Source organism: Shewanella sp. 492 (genome assembly GCF_059338445.1).
Genome location: NZ_CM181702.1, coordinates 1,698,777 through 1,723,861, shown reverse-complemented (window position 1 = coordinate 1,723,861; position 25,085 = coordinate 1,698,777). Strand labels below are relative to the sequence as shown.

The 25,085-nt window shown below is 48.3% G+C and carries 26 protein-coding genes, 3 pseudogenes and 1 riboswitch; of the genes and pseudogenes, 2 read left to right on the top strand and 27 right to left on the bottom strand.

Translation table 11 applies throughout. The features are described from left to right. Positions 1-70 precede the first annotated feature (70 nt). Positions 71-313: a hypothetical protein gene (locus AC5YBX_RS07825; RefSeq protein ID WP_494519309.1), complete on the top strand. Its 243-nt coding sequence runs from the start codon at positions 71-73 to the stop codon at positions 311-313. Positions 314-408: 95 nt separating this feature from the next. Here the strand turns inward: AC5YBX_RS07825 and AC5YBX_RS07820 are convergent, their stop codons facing one another. From AC5YBX_RS07820 to bioB, 25 genes and pseudogenes are all read right to left on the bottom strand, one after another. Further along, entirely contained in the window at positions 409-1,656 is a 1,248-nt protein-coding gene (locus AC5YBX_RS07820) for an ABC transporter permease (RefSeq protein ID WP_494519310.1), read from the bottom strand. Continuing rightward, entirely contained in the window at positions 1,653-2,843 is a 1,191-nt protein-coding gene (locus tag AC5YBX_RS07815; RefSeq protein ID WP_494519311.1) for an efflux RND transporter periplasmic adaptor subunit, read from the bottom strand. The genes AC5YBX_RS07820 and AC5YBX_RS07815 overlap by 4 nt, the downstream gene beginning before the upstream one ends. A gap of 77 nt (positions 2,844-2,920) precedes the next feature. Next, complete coding sequence (locus AC5YBX_RS07810) at positions 2,921-4,099, bottom strand: efflux RND transporter periplasmic adaptor subunit (protein ID WP_494519312.1); 1,179 nt, start codon at positions 4,097-4,099, stop codon at positions 2,921-2,923. Beyond that, positions 4,086-5,081 carry an HlyD family secretion protein gene (locus AC5YBX_RS07805; RefSeq protein WP_494519313.1) on the bottom strand — a complete coding sequence of 332 codons (996 nt, stop codon included), beginning with the start codon at positions 5,079-5,081 and terminating at the stop codon, positions 4,086-4,088. The genes AC5YBX_RS07810 and AC5YBX_RS07805 overlap by 14 nt, the downstream gene beginning before the upstream one ends. Further along, positions 5,071-5,757 carry an ABC transporter ATP-binding protein gene (locus tag AC5YBX_RS07800; RefSeq protein ID WP_494519314.1) on the bottom strand — a complete coding sequence of 229 codons (687 nt, stop codon included), beginning with the start codon at positions 5,755-5,757 and terminating at the stop codon, positions 5,071-5,073. The genes AC5YBX_RS07805 and AC5YBX_RS07800 overlap by 11 nt, the downstream gene beginning before the upstream one ends. Positions 5,758-5,957: 200 nt before the next feature. After that, positions 5,958-6,347: a hypothetical protein gene (locus tag AC5YBX_RS07795; RefSeq protein ID WP_494524706.1), complete on the bottom strand. Its 390-nt coding sequence runs from the start codon at positions 6,345-6,347 to the stop codon at positions 5,958-5,960. A 229-nt stretch (positions 6,348-6,576) separates the two neighbouring features. Further along, positions 6,577-6,990, bottom strand: coding sequence for a hypothetical protein (locus tag AC5YBX_RS07790; RefSeq protein WP_494519316.1), 414 nt, complete (start codon positions 6,988-6,990; stop codon positions 6,577-6,579). Between the two features lie 236 nt (positions 6,991-7,226). After that, positions 7,227-7,820 (bottom strand): GNAT family N-acetyltransferase, encoded by a 594-nt coding sequence (locus AC5YBX_RS07785; RefSeq protein WP_494524705.1) that lies wholly within the window; start codon positions 7,818-7,820, stop codon positions 7,227-7,229. A gap of 311 nt (positions 7,821-8,131) precedes the next feature. Then, positions 8,132-8,680 carry an NAD(P)H nitroreductase gene (locus AC5YBX_RS07780; RefSeq protein ID WP_494519318.1) on the bottom strand — a complete coding sequence of 183 codons (549 nt, stop codon included), beginning with the start codon at positions 8,678-8,680 and terminating at the stop codon, positions 8,132-8,134. Between the two features lie 106 nt (positions 8,681-8,786). Next, positions 8,787-9,374, bottom strand: a complete 588-nt coding sequence (locus AC5YBX_RS07775; protein WP_494519319.1) for an HvfX family Cu-binding RiPP maturation protein — start codon at positions 9,372-9,374, stop codon at positions 8,787-8,789. Between the two features lie 131 nt (positions 9,375-9,505). Then, entirely contained in the window at positions 9,506-10,540 is a 1,035-nt protein-coding gene (locus AC5YBX_RS07770) for a phosphotransferase (protein ID WP_494524704.1), read from the bottom strand. A gap of 9 nt (positions 10,541-10,549) precedes the next feature. Next, positions 10,550-11,209, bottom strand: a complete 660-nt coding sequence (pnuC, locus tag AC5YBX_RS07765) for a nicotinamide riboside transporter PnuC (RefSeq protein ID WP_494519321.1) — start codon at positions 11,207-11,209, stop codon at positions 10,550-10,552. Between the two features lie 47 nt (positions 11,210-11,256). After that, positions 11,257-11,517, bottom strand: coding sequence for a hypothetical protein (locus AC5YBX_RS07760; RefSeq protein ID WP_494521631.1), 261 nt, complete (start codon positions 11,515-11,517; stop codon positions 11,257-11,259). A gap of 128 nt (positions 11,518-11,645) precedes the next feature. After that, on the bottom strand, positions 11,646-13,787 hold the full coding sequence (locus AC5YBX_RS07755; RefSeq protein WP_494519322.1) for a TonB-dependent receptor: 2,142 nt from the start codon (positions 13,785-13,787) through the stop codon (positions 11,646-11,648). An 89-nt stretch (positions 13,788-13,876) separates the two neighbouring features. Further along, positions 13,877-14,011, bottom strand: a riboswitch (TPP riboswitch). A 158-nt stretch (positions 14,012-14,169) separates the two neighbouring features. Further along, positions 14,170-14,556, bottom strand: a pseudogene (locus AC5YBX_RS07750) (YcfL family putative periplasmic lipoprotein). Between the two features lie 61 nt (positions 14,557-14,617). Further along, positions 14,618-15,079 carry a PaaI family thioesterase gene (locus tag AC5YBX_RS07745; protein ID WP_494519324.1) on the bottom strand — a complete coding sequence of 154 codons (462 nt, stop codon included), beginning with the start codon at positions 15,077-15,079 and terminating at the stop codon, positions 14,618-14,620. After that, complete coding sequence (locus AC5YBX_RS07740; RefSeq protein ID WP_494519325.1) at positions 15,076-15,573, bottom strand: PaaI family thioesterase; 498 nt, start codon at positions 15,571-15,573, stop codon at positions 15,076-15,078. The genes AC5YBX_RS07745 and AC5YBX_RS07740 overlap by 4 nt, the downstream gene beginning before the upstream one ends. Positions 15,574-15,591: 18 nt before the next feature. Next, the gene (hinT, locus tag AC5YBX_RS07735; protein WP_494519326.1) at positions 15,592-15,951 is read right to left on the bottom strand and encodes a purine nucleoside phosphoramidase; all 360 of its coding nucleotides are present in this window, start codon (positions 15,949-15,951) and stop codon (positions 15,592-15,594) included. Positions 15,952-16,173: 222 nt separating this feature from the next. Further along, the gene (locus AC5YBX_RS07730; protein ID WP_494519327.1) at positions 16,174-16,800 is read right to left on the bottom strand and encodes a LuxR C-terminal-related transcriptional regulator; all 627 of its coding nucleotides are present in this window, start codon (positions 16,798-16,800) and stop codon (positions 16,174-16,176) included. Positions 16,801-17,239: 439 nt separating this feature from the next. Continuing rightward, entirely contained in the window at positions 17,240-17,587 is a 348-nt protein-coding gene (gene cctA / locus AC5YBX_RS07725) for a tetraheme c-type cytochrome CctA (RefSeq protein WP_494519328.1), read from the bottom strand. A gap of 406 nt (positions 17,588-17,993) precedes the next feature. Further along, positions 17,994-18,857: a protease HtpX gene (gene htpX, locus AC5YBX_RS07720; protein WP_494519329.1), complete on the bottom strand. Its 864-nt coding sequence runs from the start codon at positions 18,855-18,857 to the stop codon at positions 17,994-17,996. Between the two features lie 289 nt (positions 18,858-19,146). After that, a complete protein-coding gene (gene bioD / locus AC5YBX_RS07715; RefSeq protein ID WP_494524703.1) occupies positions 19,147-19,830 on the bottom strand; it encodes a dethiobiotin synthase in 684 nt (227 codons plus the stop codon). Between the two features lie 3 nt (positions 19,831-19,833). Beyond that, positions 19,834-20,598, bottom strand: coding sequence for a methyltransferase domain-containing protein (locus AC5YBX_RS07710; RefSeq protein ID WP_494524702.1), 765 nt, complete (start codon positions 20,596-20,598; stop codon positions 19,834-19,836). A gap of 216 nt (positions 20,599-20,814) precedes the next feature. Next, positions 20,815-21,990 (bottom strand): 8-amino-7-oxononanoate synthase, encoded by a 1,176-nt coding sequence (locus AC5YBX_RS07705; protein WP_494524701.1) that lies wholly within the window; start codon positions 21,988-21,990, stop codon positions 20,815-20,817. 45 nt (positions 21,991-22,035) lie between these two features. After that, positions 22,036-23,088, bottom strand: a complete 1,053-nt coding sequence (bioB, locus tag AC5YBX_RS07700) for a biotin synthase BioB (protein ID WP_494524700.1) — start codon at positions 23,086-23,088, stop codon at positions 22,036-22,038. Positions 23,089-23,238: 150 nt separating this feature from the next. Here bioB and bioA point away from each other — a divergent pair, with 150 nt between their 5' ends. Beyond that, a complete protein-coding gene (gene bioA / locus AC5YBX_RS07695; protein ID WP_494524699.1) occupies positions 23,239-24,576 on the top strand; it encodes an adenosylmethionine--8-amino-7-oxononanoate transaminase in 1,338 nt (445 codons plus the stop codon). Between the two features lie 100 nt (positions 24,577-24,676). Here bioA and AC5YBX_RS07690 read toward each other — a convergent pair. Beyond that, positions 24,677-24,790 (bottom strand): annotated as a pseudogene (locus tag AC5YBX_RS07690) (GGDEF domain-containing protein); the annotation flags it as partial. Beyond that, a pseudogene (locus AC5YBX_RS07685) lies at positions 24,787-25,044 on the bottom strand (winged helix-turn-helix domain-containing protein); the annotation flags it as partial. The pseudogenes AC5YBX_RS07690 and AC5YBX_RS07685, both read right to left, overlap by 4 nt. Positions 25,045-25,085 lie beyond the last annotated feature (41 nt).

Genomic DNA, 25,085 nt, shown 5'->3' with positions numbered 1-25,085 from the left:
TTGACAGTTTATTTGTACAAAATTAGCGCGTATAGTGCATCTCTAATTTAGCAACCACCAAGGTACTTTCATGTTCCGCTTAACCATTTACTCCATCGTAGGCTATGCCTTTTGGCTGACCGTTGTCGACGTTTCCACCTATGTTAACCACAGTTCTGACGGCGGTTGGTTAAGTGGTGTGACTCAAGTCTTGTTTGACGATAACCAGCCAAGCACTGACACAGCAGAGCCTTTATTAACTCGCTCGGCCAAGCCTGACAATTGCCAGGCAGACCAAGGCTGTTACTCATTCGCGATAACGGCGGCAAAGTAAACTCGCAGGGGCTAAGCTGCCAGTCAGAACGTCAAGATCATGAGTTACCGAGTAACATCACTCACGGTTTGCTCACCTTGCAAAACAACGCAGCTTTAATCACGTTGCAACGCCACGATGGGATCTAAACGCGCGGCTTTTTGCGCTGGGTAAAGCCCAAAACCTATCCCTATGGTCATACACACCCCTAGCGACAGCAGCACCGCAAAGGGTGACCAGGCCACGGGCCAGCCTGCAGCGGCTGATATCACTAAAGCTAACAGTAATCCCACCACTATGCCTATCACGCCCCCCGTGGCAGAGATAGCGATACTCTCAATTAAAAATTGGCGCGCGATATCTTTACGTCTCGCCCCTAGGGCGCGCAATAAGCCAATTTCAGCGGTACGCTCCATAATTGTTGCCAACATGATGTTCATGATCCCTATGCCACCCACCAGCAAAGAGATCCCTGCCACACATGCCATCACAATGTTGAATATTTGCTGCGTTTTTTGATGTTGGGCCAGTAGATCGGCAGGCACCACGATCTCATAATCTTTTTCGCCGCCGTGACGCCGCTCAAATAGGTGGCCTAAACTTTTAGCCGCCAGTGAAGGCTCAATCCCATCGGCAATGGCCAACTTAATCGAGTCGAGTTCATCCTCTAACGGTTTAACGTTCATCTTCTTGAGTGCCGTTGCCAGTGGAATAAACACTTGATTGCGTTCGCCGCCCAGTTTCACTCCTTGAATTTTAGACTGCACCGCCTCGCCTTCAGACAGCACGCCGACCACCTCAAACCATTGATGGTTCACTTTAATCAGTCCGCCAACGGGTTTATCTTGCGGAAATAAACTGCGCGCAGCTTCGGGCCCCAGCACGGCGACTTGACGATAATGATTCTGATCGGCTTGGGTCAAGCTGCGGCCTTTGGCCACCTTGAGCGCACTCAAATTAAAGTAACTGGGCGTAACCCCAACCACTGTGGCATCACTGCGCCCTTGCGGGCTAAATAAACTAAAGGTTTTCACCTGCTTTTGCGCGCTCCAATCTTTAACAAAAGGCAAGGTGGTGGCCGCACTAGACACATCGCGCAGGCTTAAGCCGATGCTGTGTTCACGGATAGATTTTAACGCATCACCATCGGCGGGCCGCGCATTGATGACGATGTTGTTCACTCCCATGGACTCAATCATCCGCAAGGCTTCACGCTCGGCGCCTTCGCCAACACTGAGCATCGCAATCACCGCGCCCACACCAAATATCATCCCCAGCAAGGTTAATGCGGTGCGCAATTTATGATGGCGCATCTCGTCAAACGCTTGAATGACGCCCTCAACATATCCCTTAATCACCTTCATAAGCGGCTCCTTTTGGGCGGTGTGGTTAAGGCAATCACATCACCTTGGTTAAGTCCGCTGGTAATTTCCGTCATATCGATACTGCGTTGTCCTGGCTCGACCCCCTGCTCGATAAAACCCTCTGCCGTTTTGAGGTACACCCAATAGCGGCCCTCTTTCTGAAATAGCGCTTGGTTAGGCACGGTCAACACCTCATTGAGTGACACCGCATCCACTTTAGCGCTCAGCTGTCGCCCCGGTTGCATGATCGCCGGCAGGGTCTCATCTAAACTCACGGTAAACTGAAAGTAGTTAACTGGGCTGTCTTTATCTTTGGGTTTTGCTAACGCATCGAGCTGACTGACCTTACCGCTGAAACGTTTATCTGGGTAAGCATCGAGATAGACATGAGCTGGTTGCCCCACAGAAAGCCCTGCAGCCTCAGACTCAAGCACAAACAGCTTAGCTTGCATTACAGAGGTGTCGGGCAAGGTGCCTATGGTAAACCCTGACCACATCATGTCACCGACCACTGGCATGGCACCGTCCCAGCCAGACTGATACACAAATAGGCCATCATGGGGAGCGATGATCTCCATCTGTTTGAGGTTATTTTCATAGCGATCAATTTTCGCTTTATGCCCCTGCTGCTTAAGCTCGATAAGCTGCTGCTCGGCTTGCGCCTGTGCATCATGCTGGGACAATCCCCAATCAAAATAGTCCATCTTGGCACCCAAATAATCTTGATTACGCATCTGCTCAATGATCTCTATTTTGGTGTAGACCCGTTCATCTTCACTGAAGAAACGCTCGGCCAAGTCTCGCTCTTCACTGGTGACCTGCGTACCCACCTGCAACTCTTGGCTTACGGTTTTATCTTTTTGTTGCTGCATCTGTTTATCGAGATCCAGCTTATTAAAATCAAACGCTTCCATTTCGAGTAAATAGGCTTGGCGTGTGGGATCCATGCGCGCCACCACATCCCCCGCCTTGACTCGACTAAAGTTGGCTAAAATCCAGGCTAGGGATTGCGGTCCACGCACCCCTGAAGGCACAGTCACCGCCGTCGATTGGCTCGCCTCCAGCTCACCGGTCGCTGGGATCTGCACATTAAAATCGCGCAGCTTAACCTCCATGGTTAACACCCCATCGTGCTCGGGTTGACTGCAGCCAAGCAGCAGTAGACTGCTACAAAGTACGCTGCTCATCAAAACAGATGACCGCAGCTTAGCTTGGCCTAAGCAGGATTTCATAAGACGACAACAATCAAAAAAATGCACTAACATCATGGCAGTAACACCTCATCACCGGCACGTAAACCTTGACTGACCACCATTCGCTCGGCCCCCATATCACCAATAGTAATTGGCTGTTTACGTTCGCCCAGCCAAGTGGGCTGGCGTACATACGCTTGGCCACCGTCAAAGCTCACCGCTTCTTTAGCCACTAATAACGAGGGGCTCGCCTGAGCAATATCAATACTGATCTTGGCCGTCATCCCAGGTCGCATCAGCTCACTGTCGGGCTCATCGATACTGGCGACGGCATCGAACACCACCATGGGGACATCTTGATTCTTATTGCGAAACACCGCGCCCAACTCAATTATTTTGCCCTTAAACACGCGCTCAGGATTGGCGTCGAGACGAATGTTAATCACTTGACCGCGTTTAACCCGCTGTGCTTCCACTTCGGGCACGGTCATGTTGACTTGCATATGAGATAGATCAGGGATAGATAACACGGCGTCACCGGCAAACACCGATTGGCCCTCTTTAATTTTATTGCCTTGCGGATCGTTGCCATACACCACCATGCCCGCGCGAGGTGCTTTTAAGGTCATCGACGCGATCCCCTTCTCTAAGGCTGCCACTTCTGAAGCAAACTTTTGCTCATCCCCGGCTAACATGGCTTGACGCTGCTCGGCGCCTTGGGACTCTAGTGCCATTTTTTGCTTAATCAATGCCACTCTATCTTTGGCAATAATGGCATCACGCTGGTATTTTTCTTTCTCGATTAACGCCACGGTTTCATCGGATAGTTTAAATTTTCGTTCCGCCTTTTCATGGTTCATCTGGGCTTCGGCAAGATCGAGCCGCAGTTGTTCGAGCCGCTTGGCATTGCGCAGGTTAGAGGTTTCAATATCTTGCTTGGTCGCCGCCAATCGCGCCGCGCTGACCGACAGGCGTTGGGTTAACTCAGAGGTATCTAACCTGGCGACCACATCGCCTTTGGCCACTTCGCTGCCCTCTGGAGCCAACTGTTTGACTTGATATTGCCATACACGACGGATCGCCGGCGGCATCATCGCCACGGTATCGGCTGACACCAGTTCACCTGTCACCTCGACTTGCTGGATCAATACCCCTTGTTCGACGCGTGTCAACGCCTGTTGGCCGCAGCCTGCCAGTAACATACTGACGAATAAGGCGCAGCACACCTGCATCATATTACCCTTGCGCATCAGCTAACTCCTTGGTCGCCACCAGCACGCTCATGCCCGGTACCAACTCAATTTGGGCATTTTCTTTGGCAAAATCGATGCCGACCTTAAACCATTTGCTCTGCCCCCAAGCTGGTTGAGACATCGCTTGCTTCCCAATAGATGCAATAGTGCCATCGAAGGTCACTTCAACATGGGCATCGAGTTGCAGACTAACGGCTTGCTTAAGCCTTAGACGGTCAACATCCACCTCATTAACCCAAGCAACGACTTCGAGTTTATCTAGCGCTGGGATCGTCGCCACTTGACGGCCTATCTGCACTGTGTCGCCCACGCCATATTTGGTCTCTGTCCATGGATGGCGCTCATACAAGAGAGGGCCGGCAAATTGCGCGGTTAATTCCAGTTGCGCTATGCCTTGCAGCGCCTGGCTTAACTCCAGCTGGGCTTTGCGTTTATCTATGGCTAACTGTTGACGGCTAGCATCTTGCTTATCTAACGCCTCAACTAAGGCCTGCTGCGCCTTTTCAAGCTCGCTGCGGGCCTGCATCAAACTGAATTGGTTTTCGGCATACTGTTTAGCCGCTAGATAGGCTAATGGCACATCGGCATCAAGCTGGGCTTTTTCCACCTCAAGTTGGCGCTGCTTAAGATCAAACTGTGCTTGCAATACCGCACCCGTTAGCTCGATAGCCGTACTTTGCTCTTGCGCCGTGACCCGCAATAAACTGGCCTCTAGCTGCTCAATTTGATTGGTCAATTGGCTTTTATCAAAAATCACCACACTTTGCCCAGGCTGGGCTAAAGTGCCTTCGGGCAGCATCCACTGAATTTGATAGCGCCAAGCATCTCCGGCCTTAGGTACGGTAAAGGTTTGTGAGTCAACCGAGCTGATTTTGCCCGTTAACAGTAATGAGGGAAAACTATCGTCGGCCCAGCTGCAAAAGCTTATCATGCAAGCAGCCAATGCGGCGCAACCGCCAAAAAACACCTTATGCGGCATGTACACCTCGCTGTTCAATGCTGACGATATCGCCATCGCGCATACGGATGATCCGCTGAGCATAAGCCGCGACTTCCTCCTCATGGGTCACTAAAATGATGGTTTGCCCCGCTTGGTGGAGCTCGGTAAACAGCGCCATTATCTCCACTGAGGTTTTACTGTCTAAGGCACCTGTCGGTTCATCGGCCAATAAAATGGTGGGTCGATTCACCAAGGCTCTGGCAATCGCAACTCGTTGACGCTGCCCACCGGATAATTGGTTGGGGCGATGATCTTGACGATCGCTTAAGCCCACTCGTGCCAGTAATTGCTGCGCATAATCCGTGCTATCGTCGGCATGCTCACCAAAGCGCAGTGGTAATAATACGTTTTGTAATGCACTGAGACGCGGTAATAAATGAAAGCTTTGAAATACAAAGCCTATCTCTTTGTTACGCACTGCAGATAAGGCGTCATCATCGAGTTGACTCACCTCTTGCGCGTTTAAGCAGTAAGAGCCACTGGTAGGCTTATCGAGGCAACCAATAATATTCATTAAGGTCGATTTACCAGAGCCAGAAGGCCCCATGATGGCCACAAACTCATTGGCTTGTATGGAAAAATCGACCCCGCGTAATGCCAACACCGGCGACTCTCCCATTTGGTAGGATTTAACTAATCGTTTTACATTTATCATGAAGTGAGTCTCACACTCTCAAGGCTTACAGCGCCGCAGCCGTTCCGTCGACTAAAATACTAATCATCCACTGTGCCTCAATAGCGCAGCACTATGCAATTGAATTTAGATAATATTACACTCAATTACACTTAGACAAATTTGTACTGAGACAGTTAGGCTAGAAAGCTTACTTATTAGCCCCATGTTGAAATGGCCGCTTAATCGGTAAACACGCCTAATAGCGTAAACACACTAATGATAATAAAAAACACCCACTGAAACTGAACACGACGTGCACTCTTTGCTTCGGCAAAGTAACCAATATATATTTGCCAAGTCGCAAACAGCATAAAGTTAAGGCAGATAAACAAGGCCAAGGCATAGGTTTGCCGTGGGGACACTAAGTGTAAGCCACAGGCAAATAACACCAGTGTCGATAGCACCAAAAATATCGACACATAGTGAAATACACAGTGCATTAGGGTTTTAGTCGTGGGATCAAAATCGGCTTGTAGCATGGGACGTAAAAATTGCGGCTTGGCCATCACAAAATGGCCAACACAGGTAATTGAGGCCAATACTGCTGCAATCAAAAGGTAGATATTCATGGCTTCTCCGACATCACTGTTGGCCGCATTAGCGAGAGCGAGCAACTTAACAAGAGGGACTATTGCAAAACACGATAACTCACTAGACCGTAGTTGAGTGAATGAAGTTTCAGAACCAAACAAAAAAGAGCGCCAGTGCACTCTTTTGATTCATTTTTATTCAACTTACCCTATGCAGAACCTAGCAGCGCTCTATTGGCCGCTGATCTCATGCTCACAGGCGTAACAATCACATAGTGGCCATTATCCAATAGTCGAGGCGTTGCTGCGGATCGGCAAGCAGGTTCTGACAAGGGGTTTTATAACGTCCCATCAGGCCACCTAAACTTTTGTTATTAGGCAGGCTAGCCTGCTGCTTAGCAATGGCTTGTTGCAATAATTGCTCGACCTGCGCTTCACTTTGATACTGCTTTGCCAGTGTTAGCGCCGCCTCTCCCGACTGTTTAAGCCGCTCGCCAACTGGCTTCATCTGCGGGGCATCCATATTGCTGATGGCATCGGATGCAATATGGTAATAAGCAGCGCATTGCACCACTTCTTGATTAAACGCGATTTCAGCGGCTGAAACTGGCGTTTGATTGGCCGTGACAGAAAGACTGAAAACAGCAAACACGGCAGCAGACAGTGGAGTATAAAAGCGCATATGGAAATTCCTTTGCATTAAGCCTAAATATTGCGTTATTTCTACTTTAGATATCGCTCAATATCAAGGTTATCATTTAAAAAATCTTGTTGTTCTAGCATTACAAGCGACTCAAACTAGACTTATGCTTGACGATTATCTTAGCGTTTATTCACTGTAAGTCGCCGCGATAGAGCCATAATAGCGGTTTTATCTCCCCTCAACTAAGCAACGAAACCCTCGAAACAATGGGCTCCCTAGTTTAAAGCCATGCGCTGGCGTAACAGTTGCTTCACTGTAGGCCACTCACTGTCAATAATGGAGTAGACAACTGTATCTCTGATCGTACCATCTTTGAGTAGTCGATGGTTGCGTAACACCCCATCTTGGGTCGCTCCTAGGCGTACTATCGCCTCGCGCGAGGCTTGATTATGCCAGTGAGTGCGAAACTCCACCGCCATCACAGCTAAGGTTTCAAAGACATATTTAAGCAACAGGTATTTAGCTTCGGTGTTGATGCCACTGCGCTGCGCACTTTTACTGTACCAGGTGTGACCAATCTCCAACCGGCGATGAGCTTGCTCCCAGTTCATGATGCGGGTTGAGCCAACAATGTGACCTGACAGGGTATCGCGCACCACAAAGGCTAAGGTCTCACCGCGTTGCTCGTCTGCCATGGCCTGCTCTACATAGGCTTTCATCTCATCGAGATGAGGCACACTGGCATACCATAAGGTCCATAATTGACCATCAGTAACCGCAAGCGCTAACGCAGGAATATGCTCATGCGTCATGGGTTCTAACACTACCCGCTCACCTTGTAACCAACCTACGCGTCCACCTTGATCCATAACGGCTCCTGTATGATATCCACTTAATGTGACCGATTAATGACTCGCTATCTTGTATCGCTTTACGCAACAGCTTTAGCATATCTTGGCAATTGTTCATAATAGTAAGCCGTTAGATAAGCAGCAATGGCCTTACTTGAACAAACATATTAGATGGGGCAAAAAAATGCCCACGCTAAAGGTCGTGGGCAATATAATCACTTAGGGTGAAACCTGTACATGGGTATGAGGCAGGTATAACACCACTGTGACAGTTTTATACTGTATGTAAACCCGACCAAAGTCGAACGACAGCAGACACTAACTGATGACTATAAGTAGCGCACAAAACCTTGGGCCGATTTAGTTGGTTTTATTGGCGCGGTTATCGCTGGGGTCCCCAGATACAAGAAACCGATAATTTGTGCATCGTCGTCCAGCGCTAACGCTTGGTGTAAATGGCGGTTAAATGCCAATCCACCGGTACGCCATATACCGCCTAAACCTAAAGCAAACGCCGCTTGTTGCATCGCCATACAGGCGCAGCCCACCGCAAGGTGCTGCTCTAACGCGGGCACTTTGGCATGCTCAACCACTTTAGCGACTACGGTTATTACCATTGGCGCACGCTGTGGCATATTGCGCACTTTATCGATAGTGCTCGTGTCGCCGCCATCTGCTTGTGTTGCATCAACAAACAGCGCGCCTAAGCGATCGAGCCCCTCACCAGTGGCGACAATGAACTCCCAAGGATTTAATCCTCCATGATCTGGAGCGCGCACAGCGGCACTTAAAATGGTGTTAAGTTGAGACTCGCTAGGGGCCGGAGCCACTAACCGAGGAGAAGATTGACGTGTTAACAGCAGTTCGATAGCATCCACAAAATAGTCCTGTAATAGAGCAAATCAACGGGCAAAGAGTAGCAAATTGATCTATAAAATCCTACTAAAACAGTAGGACTTATCTCTTAGCCAGCGACAATTAAATTCATTGATACCGTTTGGCGATAAGGTAATCAAGACTGGTATAACGCCCTCCTCCAATGACCATTAGCGCCAGCAGCATTAACAGATAGGTGATGGCAAATTCAATCCCATTATTAAGCACCACTAGGTTACCCGATGAGGTTAGCCAATCATAATTACCATATTGTTGCAGTAATGACTTAGCCGCTTGTAACTTTTCAGCCGATGCCAGCACCTGCTCATTGGCTAACCAAGAGTTGGGATCGGCAATCGCCAACCAGCCGTTTTGCCAATGCACACTGAATGCGGCCACCAGCATGGTAATACTCAGGGGAATGGTCACTAGACGGGTTGCTAAACCAAAGAGCAATAAGATGGCGCCAAAAAACTCGGTTCCCGCCGCAAGCGCGACCATCACCTCTGGCATAGGCAGGCCTAAGCCCCAGTTAGGGTCGCCAAACCAAGCGACAGTATCGCTAAAGTGGGTCAACTTATTGTACCCAGCCTGCATCAATACAGGCGCCAAATAGAGGCGCAGCCCTAATGCGACGACACCATCGAGCTGAGATATGCCCTTGAGCGCTTGTTGATATAAACGAATAACCTGCATAAAAAAATCCTCTTTATCATCATTGATAAAAGAGACCCTTACTCAGTTGATAATCTTTCGCATCTTAAACAATTAATGCCAAATAGAAGTCATTTGTCGCTTTTTTAACCCCGTTCCCCCGTTTAATAACACTAAGGTGCGACTCTCTTTAAAAAGTCATCAAAATATTCAAGGTAATCGTTTGCTAGATATGACGCTTTAGCGTCAGCACCGATAAAGGCATTAGCCTGGTTTATCATACCGCCATCAAGTATCAGCTCACTGTGCATTAATAGCGCCCAACAAAGCGCAAAATACCAGTACAGTTCAATCGCAGCCGGCACAGCATTAAGCGCCGCGTCATTGAGTTTGCTATGATCTAGCAGATACTGAGTGGTTAACCATTGGCGCTGCCAATCGGACAATTTATGGGTCGCTAAGATGCTAGCTAAGTCGACCAACGGATGTGAGCTGCAAGCATATTCATAATCGATACACCAAAGCTTATCACCGCTAAGCAGCAAATTATGCGGATTTAAGTCGCGATGACTAAATTGCGGCAAGACCATGCACTCTGCAAGGGTATCGAGTAACCATTGCACTCGTGGACTATGACTGTTCAATAGCTCAAAACGCGCCAGCCAAGCCTGACAATGAGAAACAGAACCGCTTAGCTGCTCACTCACTTGGCTTAATTTAGCCAGATACTCATGCCACTGCTGGGCGACCGAGATTGCATTATCGGGTATGGGTAATGCGCTTAATTCTTGCAGTAAAGACAATAACGCTTGATGCGCCGTCGGGTGCACAGGGGCAACTGGCTGTGGTGCGGCGCTATCGGCGGTCATTAACAGGCCCCAATCCGCAGTGGTTACGATAAATTCACTAAGGTAATATCGATAATCATCTGACACATAATGTAATTGCGGCGCAATCGAGACTTTGGCCGCGCTGCGCCACAGTTGCACTTCACTGTGGCGACTGCAAAGTGCATTACTAGCATCGCTATTAATGCGCAGTGCAAATTCACGCTCGCTGGTGACAATACGGTAATTTTGGTTACTTAAACCATGGGACAAACGTTCAACATCTAACGCCTGAGCAAGGTTACAGCCTTTGGCGGCCAATTCGTCTTTGATATCGGCAGACAGTGATTGCTGCAACGAATACGCTAAGCACGGCGGCATGGTCACCACTTATGACTCATACGCATAATGGTTTGCCTGATTCTCCGATTGCTCGCGCATGCTCGCGCGCCAGATAAAATAACCACCGATCGCCATGCCGACATACAAAATAAATAGGATGCTAGTGAGTAGCAGCCCCTTATTGAGATACAGATAAATTGACACCAGATCGATAACCACCCAGTAGAGCCAGTTTTCCAGCACTTTTTGAGCCACTAAATAGGTGGCCATCACCGCAAAGCAGGTGGTCGCAGCATCAAGATAAGGATAAGACGCTTGAGTCTGGGTCGCCATAAAGTGCCCAACCAGCAAGGAGATAACACTGGTTAGGCCAATCAATAACAGGTGACGAGACACAGACCAACTGACAATATCGACCCCTTTATCGCCACCACGCCCCCTTGTCCATAACCAGTAGCCATAACCCGCCATCGCCATATAGTAAATATTGAGCAGCGACTCCATTAATAACGAGACTTCCCAAAACAGCATAGTGTAGATAGCGGTACTCAAAAAGGCCGCCGCCCAACACCAAATACTGCCACGCATCGCTAGCATCAAATACGCCATGGCCAATACGACAGCAACACCTTCCCACCCTGTCAATTGATGGGCCTGCGCCGCTGCGCTAGAAACGGTTGATACCAACTCTGTCCAAAGTTCTATCATAGTAATATCATACTCTTATCATGAATTATGTAGAGCCTTAATCAAGATTATTGGGTGTGAGACAAGTCCAGTTCACCGCCAATAAATTTCACCACAAATACCGACTTCCCCCATTTTTCATGGGCCGCTTGCATCTCTATCGCCAGCATGTTCATCACCGCGGCATAATCGCCGCAAATTTGTGTCGCCATGGCATTAGTTTTACGCTCGATATGCTCATAACTGTCGAGGCGATCAATAAACCACTGTATAGGTTCGATATAATTTTCTTTAAACGGATACATGCTGATTTCAGCGGTTAATTTCATCATGGTTGATTGCATCTTATTTCATCCTGTACTGAGCAGACTTTGTTTGAAAACAGCCTAGCCTATTGAATACACCAAATTTGAGGCTACTGGATAGCCAGCAGCCTCACACCTTTATGCGATGGGCATTACATCAATTTAACCTTAAGGGTTAAGCCTAGCTGACGCGGATCGCCATAGCGAATGTACTGCTTATCGGCCCAACCTAAATCAGGTTCATTACCAAAATAGAAGCCGCGCACGCCATACTGCTCATCAAACAGATTACGCCCCCACAAATAGGCGGACCACAGCTCTGTTTCATAACCGATACGCGCGTTAAAAATAGTGTAAGGATCTGATGTAGACTCATTACTGTCCGAGTAATAAAATTCACTCTTACCGCTGCTGGTTAAGTTAGCAAACCAACCGTTATCGCTACGATAAGTGGCACCAGCGCTATAGGTAAAGTTTGGCGAGTGGGCTAATTCACGCTCACTTAAGTCCACAAGCTCGCCATACTTATTTTGATATTGATAATCGCCATAGGCCGTCTCTAACCAGCCTGCAGTGGCGTAGAGCATTAAATTATCGCTGGTATACCAACGCCCCTCAAACTCAGCGCCATAATTATAGGAGTCGCTGGCATTTTCGGTGTACAGAATAAATTTTTGCGGCTCATCAGGATTTTGCTGCGATGCTGCAACCTGTTGATCGCTACGATCCATATAAAACACGCTGACATTGGTACTCACATCGCCCTCAAACCAGGTCGATTTTAAGCCAAGTTCATAGTTATACAGGGTTTCGGCCTGATACTCTTTTTTATCACTGAGCGCTGCTGGCAGAGACATATTAAAGCCACCGGCTTTATAGCCTCGAGCGATGCGGATATAACTTTGATGATCATCACTGAGCGCCTTGCTCAAGGCGATATGTCCGCCCCACATAGTCTCAGAGGGGTCAAAGCCATCCCCTGCACTGTCTTGATAATCGCTTTCTCTGCGCTCGACTCTTAGCCCTACTGAGAGGGCATAATCATCACCCAAATCACTATCAAGCTGACCAAATAATGCCATATTGGTGGCGTTATAATCGGCAACCAGTGCTTCTGGCCAGCCGTTGTACACTTCTGTGGTGTGATTATCTTCATCGAGTTTCATACCATACACGCCCAATAACCAATCGGTGCTGCCATTAAATAGCCTTCCTGCATCGGTCGAGCTGAGACGAAACTCTTGTGACACCGTTTGACGATCGCCTACTTTACCCCAGGTATAGTCATACTCACACGGGGCTGCGTCACACACTCTTGCGTGCCAATAATCGGGATTGGCCCAATCACCATCGTATCCATGGTGAGTATCGGTCTGAGCCATTGATGTTAACGACACTAATTCAAAATTGTTGTAACCCGAATAGGTGATTTTAAGCGAGCTACCCGTGGTGCGCTGTTTATCGACACCCGGTGCATCGGTCAGCGTATCAAAACCGTTATTGTCTAACGTCCAGGCATCATAGCCATTATCAAAATTGGCGTGCATCAGGTTAAAATCTAGCGTGAGAGAGTCACTGGCGTACCAGCGCAGCTTAAGGCGGGTGTTTAGCTCATCACGGCCGTTACTGTCATCTTGGCCAGTGTAGAGATTATCGCGATAACCATTTTGCTGATGTTGCTGCAGCGAGACGCGATACAGCAAGGTGCCTGAATCGGTCAGTGGCCCCGAACTAAAGCCGCTAAAGGTGCGCAGTTTATCATCCCCAATTGACACCTCGGCACCATGTTCAAACATCGCCGTGGGATCGTTGCTTTTGAGGTAAATTAATCCGGCTAAGGCATTGGCACCATACCTTGTGCCCTGTGGGCCACGGAGTACTTCTACCTGCTGCAGATCATACATGCTGGCGACCATCCCCAAGCCCGACATATCGATATCATCGATGATATAACCGACCGATGAATTGGGCGCGCCTTGATACTCTTCTTGCTCACCTACACCACGGATCTGAAAATATTTTGGCCGTGAACTGCCGCCAGACCAATTAAAATTGGCGATCGTATTAAGTAGCTCTTCAAAATGCTGCGCCCCTTCATCTTCGATCTGTTGCTGATCGATTATACTGATGCTCGACGGCATTTTATCTAGGGCTGATTGACGAAAATCGGATGTGACGACAAGGACTTCCATCTCATCGGTATCAACTGGAGTCGTATTTGCAGCAAGGCTTGTATGGGTTAACGCTGCGGTGATAGCTAACGCTATTGGAGATAAAGATTTTATTGTAAACATAGGACCTCAAATAAGTTTTTGAGATCCGGCAGTTAAAGAAGCGAGAAAGAAAGCACAATGAGATTATAGTAACCAGAGAGATCCTATAATGCATTAGTGTGGCCCATTCCTACGCCGGTATTAGCCGGATCAGGTTCTAAGGGTTTGTCGATAGACATCTCAGTGAGTCGACTATATGAACAATTAAAACGGTTCACGAGTCGCTAACACCCCTTGGCGCTGAACATTATACATCAACAATACAAGTCTTTGACATCTCTAACGTTAATTTAGGCCATTTATTTATGAAAAAGCGGACTTGATAGTGCAAAACTAGTGCAAAAAAGACGTTAGCAGAGTGCATTGTGCTCACTCCACTCCCCCGCATTATCACCAACACTCCTTAGTTAGAAAAAGCCTCACGTACATACAATTGACAGCGTACGGCTGTGCTATTAGGCGCGACAGCCCGAACCTGTAACTGCTGCTTGCCATGCAATTTAACCGGCTTCCAACTACTGCCTTCATCTTCAATGGCAAAGCCATTAATATCAAACTAGGTAAATTTATATTGTACTCGAACATCTGTTGCCACTTGGCTTTTAAGGGTGCCCGATGCCGTTAGTAACGACCCATCAATACGCGTCTGCACATTATCGACAGCCACTTGGCGATGAAAGGCGTTGTTGTCGACCCTAACCTCACCGGTTGAACTGGCCATCACCCCTGCAGTATGGTTAGCACATGCAGTTAACATCAGCAGTGCGGTAAATAATATGGTTTTTTTCATTTCGCCTCGCTTAATTTAGTAGGGCCTGTTGACCGCGGCCCAGCAGATCTGTTCCTGAGCATTACTCAATCAGAAAATGCGCCCTTGCCGTGGCAATCAGCGCTTTTCGATTGGTTTGCCAACAGTTAATACTCACATTGGCGACCCGTCTGCCTTGGCGGGTTATTTTACACTCGGCAAAGCTGTCTTTATGATGCCCGGCTCTTAGGTAATCGATAGAAAAATCAACCACCTTTGGCACCTTAGTTGCTTGCATAAATACCATTAATTGTAATATAGCTGACATTTCCATAAATCCAGCTATCACGCCACCATGCAACGCGGGCAATGTCGGATTACCGATGTTGTCATCTTTAGCGGGCAGTTGAAATACTAACTCATCGCCAAAACGCGCTACCTGCATGCCGATAAACTTAGCATAAGGCACATGTTCCAGCAGGTGACTAAAGTCATTTAACTCGGTGGCTCTTTTAACAAGGTCTTTAACCTTTAATTCGCCACCAGAATTACTCACTTCGCTCATGACACCTCTCCCATCAGCGCCCGCCTAAAGGGCTCACCTACCATGTCGGGACTTATGCGCATAAAGGATCCCACTGCATGGGCAATAGGATCATCAATGGAATCTTGATAAGCTATCGCTCGAGTAAAAGCCACACTAGACGATAATTTGTAGCATTCAGCAAAGCCATACACGCTCTTATTAGGCGCGGCGGGTTTCATATAATCGACCCGCAAGTCTAACGTAGGCGACAGTTCTAATGATTTGTATTTATCGAAAATACTGCACACCACAGAGGTGCCACTGGCGGTATCCATCAGTGTGGTGATCACCCCACCATGAATAACGCCCGTTTCAGGATAACCGATTAACGCTTTACTATAAGGCAATTCAATTAGCACATGATGTTCACTGGCTTCTAGTACACTGAGCTTTAAACGGCGACACTGTACTAATTGATCCACAAAGCGGCTGGCTAACTCCGTTAAGGGAAAAAACTCGGGATTTGTTTTCATGAATGACTCGATCAGGCGCTAGCTTAGCGATTGCGATACTAATGGCCCTAAATATTGGCCGCCTAGCAGATGCATATGAATATGGAAAACCTCCTGGCCGCCATGCTTATTACAGTTAATTACTAACCGATAACCATCTTCGGCAATGCCCGCTTCTGTTGCGAGTTTGGCGGCAACCGTGATCATCCGTCCCAAGGCTTTTTCATCAGATGATTTCACATCGTTAATGGTCGGAATAAGGTGATTAGGGATGATTAAAATATGCGTTGGGGCTTTAGGTTGAATATCACGAAATGCTGTCACTAGCTCATCTTGATATAAAATATCTGCTGCAATTTCTCGTCGAATAATTTTACTAAAAATCGTTTCTTCGGCCATCTTCGCGTCCTCTCTAATATTTGGGTCTATCAGTATACCCACAAATCGGTGATTTGCGATCGGCATCTATTACAACCACTTATTTACGTGACTGATTATAGCTAACTCTAACGCTAAAATCCTAACAAGTGATGTCGACAACTCTGGTACAAAAAAGGCGGGAGATGACAAATACTCACTGGCCGCGCTGCACGGCGGCCAGATGAGGTATCAGCAGTAATATTATTGCTGCACTTCGTGCAGGTGAGTCTGAGCCCATGCGATAGCTTGGCCACGGCTTGAAACGCCAATTTTACGAAATACCCGGTAAAGGTGGGTTTTAATGGTACTTTCACTGACAAAGAGTTGATTAGCAATATCGATATTCGTGCTACCGCTTAACAAGGCCTGCAACACTTCTCGCTCGCGTATGGTTAAGTTATCGCTACCATCATCGAGCGCGGCATCGGTGTCACCTGTCAGTAATTGTTCAGGAATAATGCGCTGGCCCCTCAATACATCAATCAAGGCCTGGCCCACCTGTTCAAGACTGGTATCACGAAAGAACACCGCCGCCGTGATCGGTGAGATCAAAAAGCGCGCATCAATCTGCTCAGGATAGTGTAAAAACACTACTCGCGCCGAATGGCGCTTTTTAATCTGTTTCTGTAATTGGTAGGCTCGTTGAACATCCACTGTGGCTAAGTCAATCACCACTAGAGAAAAACTATCCTCATTCATGGTCGCCTCTAGACTATCAGGCGCCACTTTCGCAAGTTTAACTAAAAATTGTTGGGGCCAACGTGTTTCCAGTAAATCGTTCAGCAATTGCGAACGCGAAACCACTACCCATTTGATTACTTTAAACATCCTGTACACTCCATGTCGCCTACCAATGGCCTATTCCATTCAACCAACACTCATAATAACAAGTTAACAACCAAACAATAACACTCTAATTGCTCCGACCTCATCTAGCTAGACCTAATCCATGGGGTTAGACTGTCGATGATCAACGTCGTCTCCCGGATCAGATAACCAAATATTGAACAAGAAAGCTCAGGATTAACTTACGAATCATTAGGTGCTGCGACCCATTATTATCACTTAGGGACGGTTCCTAACGCTAATCGCGGTTATTTTACTCAAGCACACCAATAACTCAACACTTGTTCTAACTTGTTTAGGCGCAAACATTTCCCACGTTACCCTGATAATAACAAAGTCACAACGACAGAATGTGGTGACATAAAAAAACACCAGCAATATTGCTGGTGTTTGTTGTTGCGCCTAATGCGCTATGTCATTACTACTTTAAGACTGATTCTGCAGTACGGCCATCATCATGGCAGCTGTCACAACCTGGCTTGTCACCCACATTCGATGAATGAGGAGCATGGCAATCGGCGCATACTAAATTGCCATCATGTGGCTTATGTACTGCGTCCATTTCGGCTAAGGTGCCATGGCAGCTTTGACACTGCTCAAATTCATAAGCACCGTCAGCTGATGGCTCGCCATCGGCATGACATGCTTCACAGCCATCCATTTCTGCATGCATCTCTGCTAATTCTTGTGGTTCAGCCATTGCCGCTGGCGATAATGCCAATGCCGCTAAGCCTGCACCAAATAATGCGCTTAATATTTTATTGCTCACAATCATATCCTCTTTATGGTTGGCATAGTGGGTGTTTGTTTTGAATCACGGCCCATCTTGCCTATGTCCTAATTTGCATTTACGTGACTAAACCTAAGCTAGCCGAGACCTTACAAATTAGCAACGCTTAATGTGGCGGCGATAGTACCAACAGCCAATTACTAAAAATGTGCACTGAATCAAATATCTATAGCCCAAACACCCTACGAGCTGACAAAAGTGACACTTGTCACACCCTGTCTATGCAAAATGGAATCGACTTGGCATTAACAAGTGAACAATCCTTAACCAGTATAGCGGTATTAGCCAATTTACGACATTGATCCATAAAAAACGGGAGCCTTAGGCTCCCGTTTTATCTACGCAATATTATTGCATGCTATCGCTTAAGTGATGACCTAAATCATTATTTCGCTTGTAAGGCCGCGATGCGTTTTTCTAGTGGTGGATGGCTCATTAATAATTCAGCCATCGATTTTTTACCATTGATACCAAATGCTGCCATTTGGGCTGGCATCGCACCAGTTTCTGGGCCACGACGTAATCGGTCTAATGCCGCGATCATCTTATGTTTGCCCGCTAAGCGTGCGCCACCTTCATCGGCTTTAAACTCACGCACACGTGAGAAGTACGCCACAATGATTGACGCTAAAATACCAAACAGCATATCGAGTACAAACACCACCGCCATATAGGCGAACATACCTAGGCCTTCACCCTCTTCATCGTTACTCGACACAAAAGTGTCGATAATGCCTGCCACAACGCGGGCAGCAAAAATAACGAAAGTATTCACCACACCTTGGATTAAGGTCAGTGTCACCATATCGCCGTTAGCCACATGGCTCACTTCGTGGGCTAACACTCCCTCAATTTCATCTTGCGTCATGCCGTAAAGCAAACCGCTACTGACCGCAACCAGCGAGTTATCTTTACTCGGACCTGTCGCAAACGCATTGAGCTCTGGAGATTGGTAAATCGCCACTTCAGGCATCTTAATGCCCGCTTGCTTTGCTTGGCGCGCGACGGTTTCAAGCAACCAACGTTCGGTATGATCTCTTGGGGTGGTGATCACTTCACAACCCATGGTTTTCTTCGCCATCCATTTTGAGATAGCTAAGCTGATAAACGCGCCGCCAAAACCAAATATCGCAGCAAACACCAATAGGCCGCTCATGGTTGAGGTATTCACCCCTAAAAGGGACATAACAATTGATGCAACCAACAATATTGCCATGTTTGTTGCAATCAATAGGAAAATACGCTTCATTTTAATCTCCTGCTCCTGTAAGACACCCTTGGTGCCATCTTTAACTCTCTTGATGACATAATATGTCTGAAAGAGCAGATATCAAGGGGTAAACGTAAAAAAATAATATCCGGTGTGTTATCGAGCATCAATCACTCGCAACGGCCGTCGCCGCAGTCTAGGGCGAGAGTATTAAGCCAAAATTAATATTGCACTACTTTTAATAAGATATGGCATTAATCTTGGTTAATATTAACAAATAAGTGAAACATCATATTGACTGGTAATCCATGAAGTTATCGAGTAACCATTAACAGAGCGCATCCAGCGACAAATAACGGGCCGCCTGACTGACATGCTCTTGGGTATCGTGCGCTGATAAATGCGGCACCACGCCCAGACAGGGGCTCGACATAAGGTGATGTAAACTATCGAGATTCTGCTGTGCGACACTCATCGCCGGATCCACCATATTGGCCACCCAACCAGCAATCTGCACGCCATCAGCAAGTACCGCCTCCTGTGTGAGTAAGGCATGGTTTAAACAGCCCAGTTTCACCCCCACCACTAAAATCACAGGCAAAGATAAACGCTGCACCACCTGAGATAAAAACTCTTCTTGATTTAAAGGTAAGCGCCAGCCTCCTGCGCCTTCGACAATGGCAAAATCGACATCTGTTAACGGTAGCGCTGCCAAGTGCTCGATAATGGCCGCCGCCGTTAGGTTTTCGCCACTGTGCAACGCCGCAATATGGGGCGCGATGGCAGGGGCAAAAGCAAATGGATTCACCTGCGAGTACGCCAACTTAAGTGTCGATTGTGCCATTAAGCTCAATGCATCGCTGTTACGCAGCCCATCAGGGGTAAACTCACATCCTGACGCCACAGGTTTTATCCCCAAGGTCGTGCCGGTTTGCTTGGCCCGATACAGTAAGGCTGAGGCGATCAATGTTTTACCACAATCGGTATCGGTCCCTGCGACAAAATACTGCATAAATTATCCCTTTAATTTGGCGCGAATAAATAAAATTTGATAGGTGAGCGGTAATCCCGCTTTCTGGCGCATCTGCTCTGCTTGGCTATTGAGCGCCAGCCAATCTTGGCGTCCGCGCAAAAGCGGCTGCGCTTGGCCAGTATCGCCCTCGCCTCGCACTGACGCTCCAACCCCTTTGATTGAATAGAGCAAAGGTTTAAGGTGGTTAAAGTGCACCGTGATAGGCATCACCTGTTGCTCCCGCAGCTGCCACTGCTCATGGTTAAAGCTGGCCAAAATCTCCTTTGCCGACTGGAAGCGGTTAACCCGCAACCCCAGCTGCTTAAGTTGCTGCAAGCTGCCATCGACAACAATCGCCAAATAACACTCCCCCTTAGGTGATAGCACGCGGGCCATCTCTTGCACTGCACTATTGAGTGTGGCGCACCATTGCAACGCCAGATTCGAATAAATGGCATCAATACTGTTATCTTGCAAGGGCAAACACTGAGCATCCCCGCAAACACTGAGATACTCAGGGTAGCGCGTACGCATCTGCTGCAACATGCCTGGTGCAATATCGACAGCCAGCACTTGCTTGATTGGCCCCAAAAATGAAAAATCGGTGCCTGGGCCGCAGCCAATATCTAACAGCCGCGACGTTGAGCCCATGGTCTCTTGCAGTACCTGGGCGGTAATACGTTGCAACACATCATGTTGCTGATATTGCTGCGCAGCGTGGGAGAACTGCTGGGCAATCTTATCGACGGCACTCACATTCAGCGTCATAACATTATCGCCAGAGGGCAGCGCTGACCCATTATGCTTGGCAGGTTATGGGCGGCAGAGAGAGAGGAGATAAGCATGTTTGTTGTACCACTTTATTAATGACTGACGCGTTAAATATTTAAGCTTTTAATTTAGGCGCTATAAATTTCGGATTAAGGTGATTGACCCACACAGACCTTAGCATTACCGCATGCGCAGTATTGTTTGGCTAGCGCGTTATAGCACTTCAACCAAGCTGGCTATCAGGTGGTTAAGCTGCGCCTGAGTGTGATTCACATTAAGGGTAATTCTTAGGCGGGCACTGCCTTTAGGCACCGTTGGCGGCCGTATCGACCCGACCCAAATGCCTCGCGCTTTAAGCCCATCGGTTACCGCTTGTAAGCGCTCAAGCTCGCCTATCACTATGGGTTGAATTGGCGTAACCGAGTCGCTCAGCGTGATCCCCGCTTGCTGACATTGCCGCCTAAAGGCATCAATGATGCCGTGCAAGGTGTCTGCGACCTTGGTTGACTCACCAAGCCATTTGACCGCGCGATAGGCAACATAGGCATTAGCAGGAGACAGCGCCGTCGAATAGATGTAATGGCGGGCATTGGCCACCATAAAATCGATACACGCTTGCGAGCCTAAAATCGCCGCGCCCTGACACCCCAGCGCCTTGCCAAAAGTGACCACCTGCACGTCGCAGTTGCTAACGCTCGCCCGCGGCTGCTTTGCCACTGGTAACACCCCAAAACCGTGGGCATCGTCAACGATAAGCCAGCTTTGTGCCTGTTGGCATGCTTGATACAGCGCCCCCAACGGCGCGCAGTCACCATCCATGCTAAAGACACTTTCGGTGATCACCGCTTGCGGCTGATGAGTGGCAATAAGCTTAACCGCCGCATCAATATCGTTATGGGCAAAGCGCTTTAAATGTGCGCTGCTATCGCGTAAGCCATCGATAAGTGAGGCATGGATCAACTTATCGGCCACCACGGTATCATGGCGGTCAAACAAGGTTTTCATCAATGCACTATTGGCGCTAAAGCCCGAGCAAAATAGCAAGGCAGCTTCATGTCCGCAGGCCTCACACAAGGCCTGTTCAAGTTGACGATGCGCCTCACTGTAGCCCGTGACTAAAGGAGATGCGCCGCTTCCCACGCCATATAACTGACTACCTTGGCTCATGGCATCCACCAGCACAGAAGCTTGGCTCAGACCTAAATAGTCGTTACTGCTGAAATTAATAAAGCTGACACCCTCGAGCATAAACTCATTTGGCGTCTCATCGCCCGCCTTAGCGATTGCCAAGGCGCGGCGCTGACGCAGTAACCCTGCGTGACGGGCGCGCGCCATCTGGGTATCGATTTTTTGGCTCAGTCGACTCACCTTAGGTGTGGCTGCACTCATATGGCCAACATCAGCAACAAGGCACTTAACACGTTCAACATTAAATTAGAGCGCCGCCGCATCATAAAAAGGCTGTGTCTGCTTGGCCCTGATGGCTTCGGCCTTGGCAAATACCGCTTTTTCTTCTTCAATGGTTGCCGCTTTACCCTGTTCTGGGTGCAAGCCTAAACGTTTAAATAGCGCCATATCATCGTTTTCTTCAGGGTTGCTGGTGGTGAGTAATTTGCAACCGTAAAAAATCGAGTTGGCGCCGGCAAAGAAACACATGGCTTGTAGCTCATCGCTCATGCTCTCGCGTCCAGCCGACAAACGCACACGTGAGTGAGGCATAATAATGCGCGCAACGGCAATGGTGCGCACAAACTCTAACGGATCAAGATCGTCCAAATTCTCAAATGGCGTGCCCGCCACTTTCACTAACATATTGATAGGGACAGAGTCAGGGTGCTGCTCCATGTTCGCCAACTGCTGCAATAAGCCAGCGCGATCGCTCGCCTGCTCACCCATGCCGACAATACCGCCAGAACACACTTTCATGCCTGCGGCGCGCACATTCGATAAGGTGTCTAATCTGTCTTGGTAGGTACGCGTGGTGATGATATCGCCATAATATTCTGGCGAGGTGTCTAAGTTGTGGTTGTAGTAGTCAAGCCCAGCCCCTGCCAGTTCTTCAGCTTGCGAGGGCGACAACATCCCCAACGTCATGCAGGTTTCCATGCCCATGGCTTTCACTTCTGCCACCATATCTTTAAGGTACGGCATATCGCGCTCATGGGGATTACGCCATGCCGCGCCCATACAAAAACGCGATGCACCGGCGGCTTTCGCGGCGCGAGCCTCGGTAAGGACTTTATCAATTTCAATCAGCCGCTCTTTTTCAAGTCCGGTGTCATAACGGGCGCTCTGAGGACAATATTTGCAGTCTTCTGGGCAAGCTCCCGTCTTAATTGACAGTAGACGACTGATCTGCACTTCGTTAGGATCGTACACTTGACGATGAATACTGTGGGCCTTAAACAATAAGTCGTTCATCGGCAATGCAAAAAGTGATTCTATTTCATCACGTTGCCAGTCATGACGTAGTGGTATTTGTGACATTGATAGCGGCCCTTACTCTGAATATGATCGCGATGAAGTCATACCATTCATCGACATTTATGTTGCTTAGCATACCTTTAGGTCTTAATCTGTCAACGCCAACCAGTGCGCCAAGTTGACTAATGGTCAACAATTAACCACGGAGACGCTATGACCGCGACACCCCCTATCGATTATGATTTTGACAAACAACACATCTGGCATCCTTATACCTCTATGACCCACGCCCAGCCTACCTTTGGCGTAGTGTCAGCCGATGGTTGTGAACTCACCCTCGACAATGGACAGCAACTGATCGACGGCACCAGCTCATGGTGGGCCTGTGTCCACGGTTATAGTCACCCTTATATTCTTGAGGCGATGCAAGCGCAGCTGCACACCTTAAGCCATGTTATGTTTGGCGGGATCACCCATCACAGCGCCATCGACGTGTGTAAAAAGCTGCTCAATTTGACCAGTGATAACTTAACCAAGGTGTTTTTAGCCGACTCTGGCTCGATTGCCGTTGAAGTTGCCATGAAAATGGCGCTGCAATATTGGCAAGGCCAGCAGCTGCCCAATAAGCAACGTATCTTAACGGTAAAAAATGGCTATCACGGTGACACGTTTGCCGCCATGAGCGTGTGCGATCCCGAAGGCGGCATGCACACCATGTTTGGTAATGCGGTCACCCAACAGCTGTTTGTTAATGCGCCGCAAACCCCATTTGGTGAGCCATTACAACACGATGATCTTAGCTCGATGCGCGATGCACTCGATGAACACCACCAGAGCATTGCGGCGGTGATTATCGAACCCATCATGCAAGGGGCTGGCGGCATGCGTTTTTATTCGAGCGATTACCTCAAAGGCTTAAGAGCGCTGTGTGATCAATACCAAGTGCTGCTGATTTTAGATGAAATTGCCACAGGTTTTGGCCGCACCGGTAAGTTGTTTGCCTATGAGCATGCCGCTATTGAAGCCGATATCCTATGTGTGGGTAAGGCCCTAACAGGCGGTTATATCTCACTTGCTGCCACGCTCTGTAGTGACGATGTTGCCCAAGGGATCAGTGACTCGCCCTCGGGGGTCTTTATGCATGGGCCAACCTTTATGGGTAATCCACTGGCCTGCGCCGCGGCCAGTGCCAGTTTAGATCTCATCGCCCGCAATGAGTGGATTGAGCAGGTGGCGCAAATTGAGGCGCAAATGCAGACAGAATTAGCGCCAGCAAGCACATTGCCTGGCGTGGCCGCGGTGAGAGTGCTGGGCGCAGTGGGGGTGATAGAGATGCAACAACCATTGAATACCGCCCAGTTACAGCAGGCGTTTGTTGACTTAGGTGTCTGGATCCGCCCTTTTGGGCGCTTAATCTACATTATGCCGCCTTACTGCATTGATCAGCAGCAACTCACTCAGCTTACTAATGCAATGATATCGGTAGCAAAAATGGTGGGTGAGCAAAGCGCTAACGGGCAAGCACAACCACAATTTATCAGCCACGGTTAATAGCTCAAAGCTAATTGCTCAAACTAAGTGCTAAGTGTTGAGCCTGCAAGTTTGCCAGCGTAATCGAGAGCCGCCAGGCTCTCTATTAAGCAGATACCCATTAGACTCTGATATTAATACGGTTTCTACCATCAGATTTGGCCCGGTACAGGGCAGTATCGGCGGCGCATAACAGGGCTTTAGAGGTGCGATATTGGCCTAAGGTTTCCACGGCTGGGTGGCACTGTCGCCTAAGGCGCGGCGCAGTTGATTGATAATTTTGTGTAGCGGATTGTCGCCGATATCGGCCGCTGGCCAACATTGTGCCACGATATCATCACTACTGAGCACCTCCCCCTGATGGCGACAGAGCAGTTGCAATACGTCCATAGCTTTAGGCTCAAGTTGTTTAACCACTGAACCGCAGCGAAGGGTGTTGGCCGAGGGAATAACCTGCCAATCACCAAAATAAAAAATCTGCTCATCCATGTAAAAGAGATACCCTAAACGTATTGATCGCGTTAGCAAAA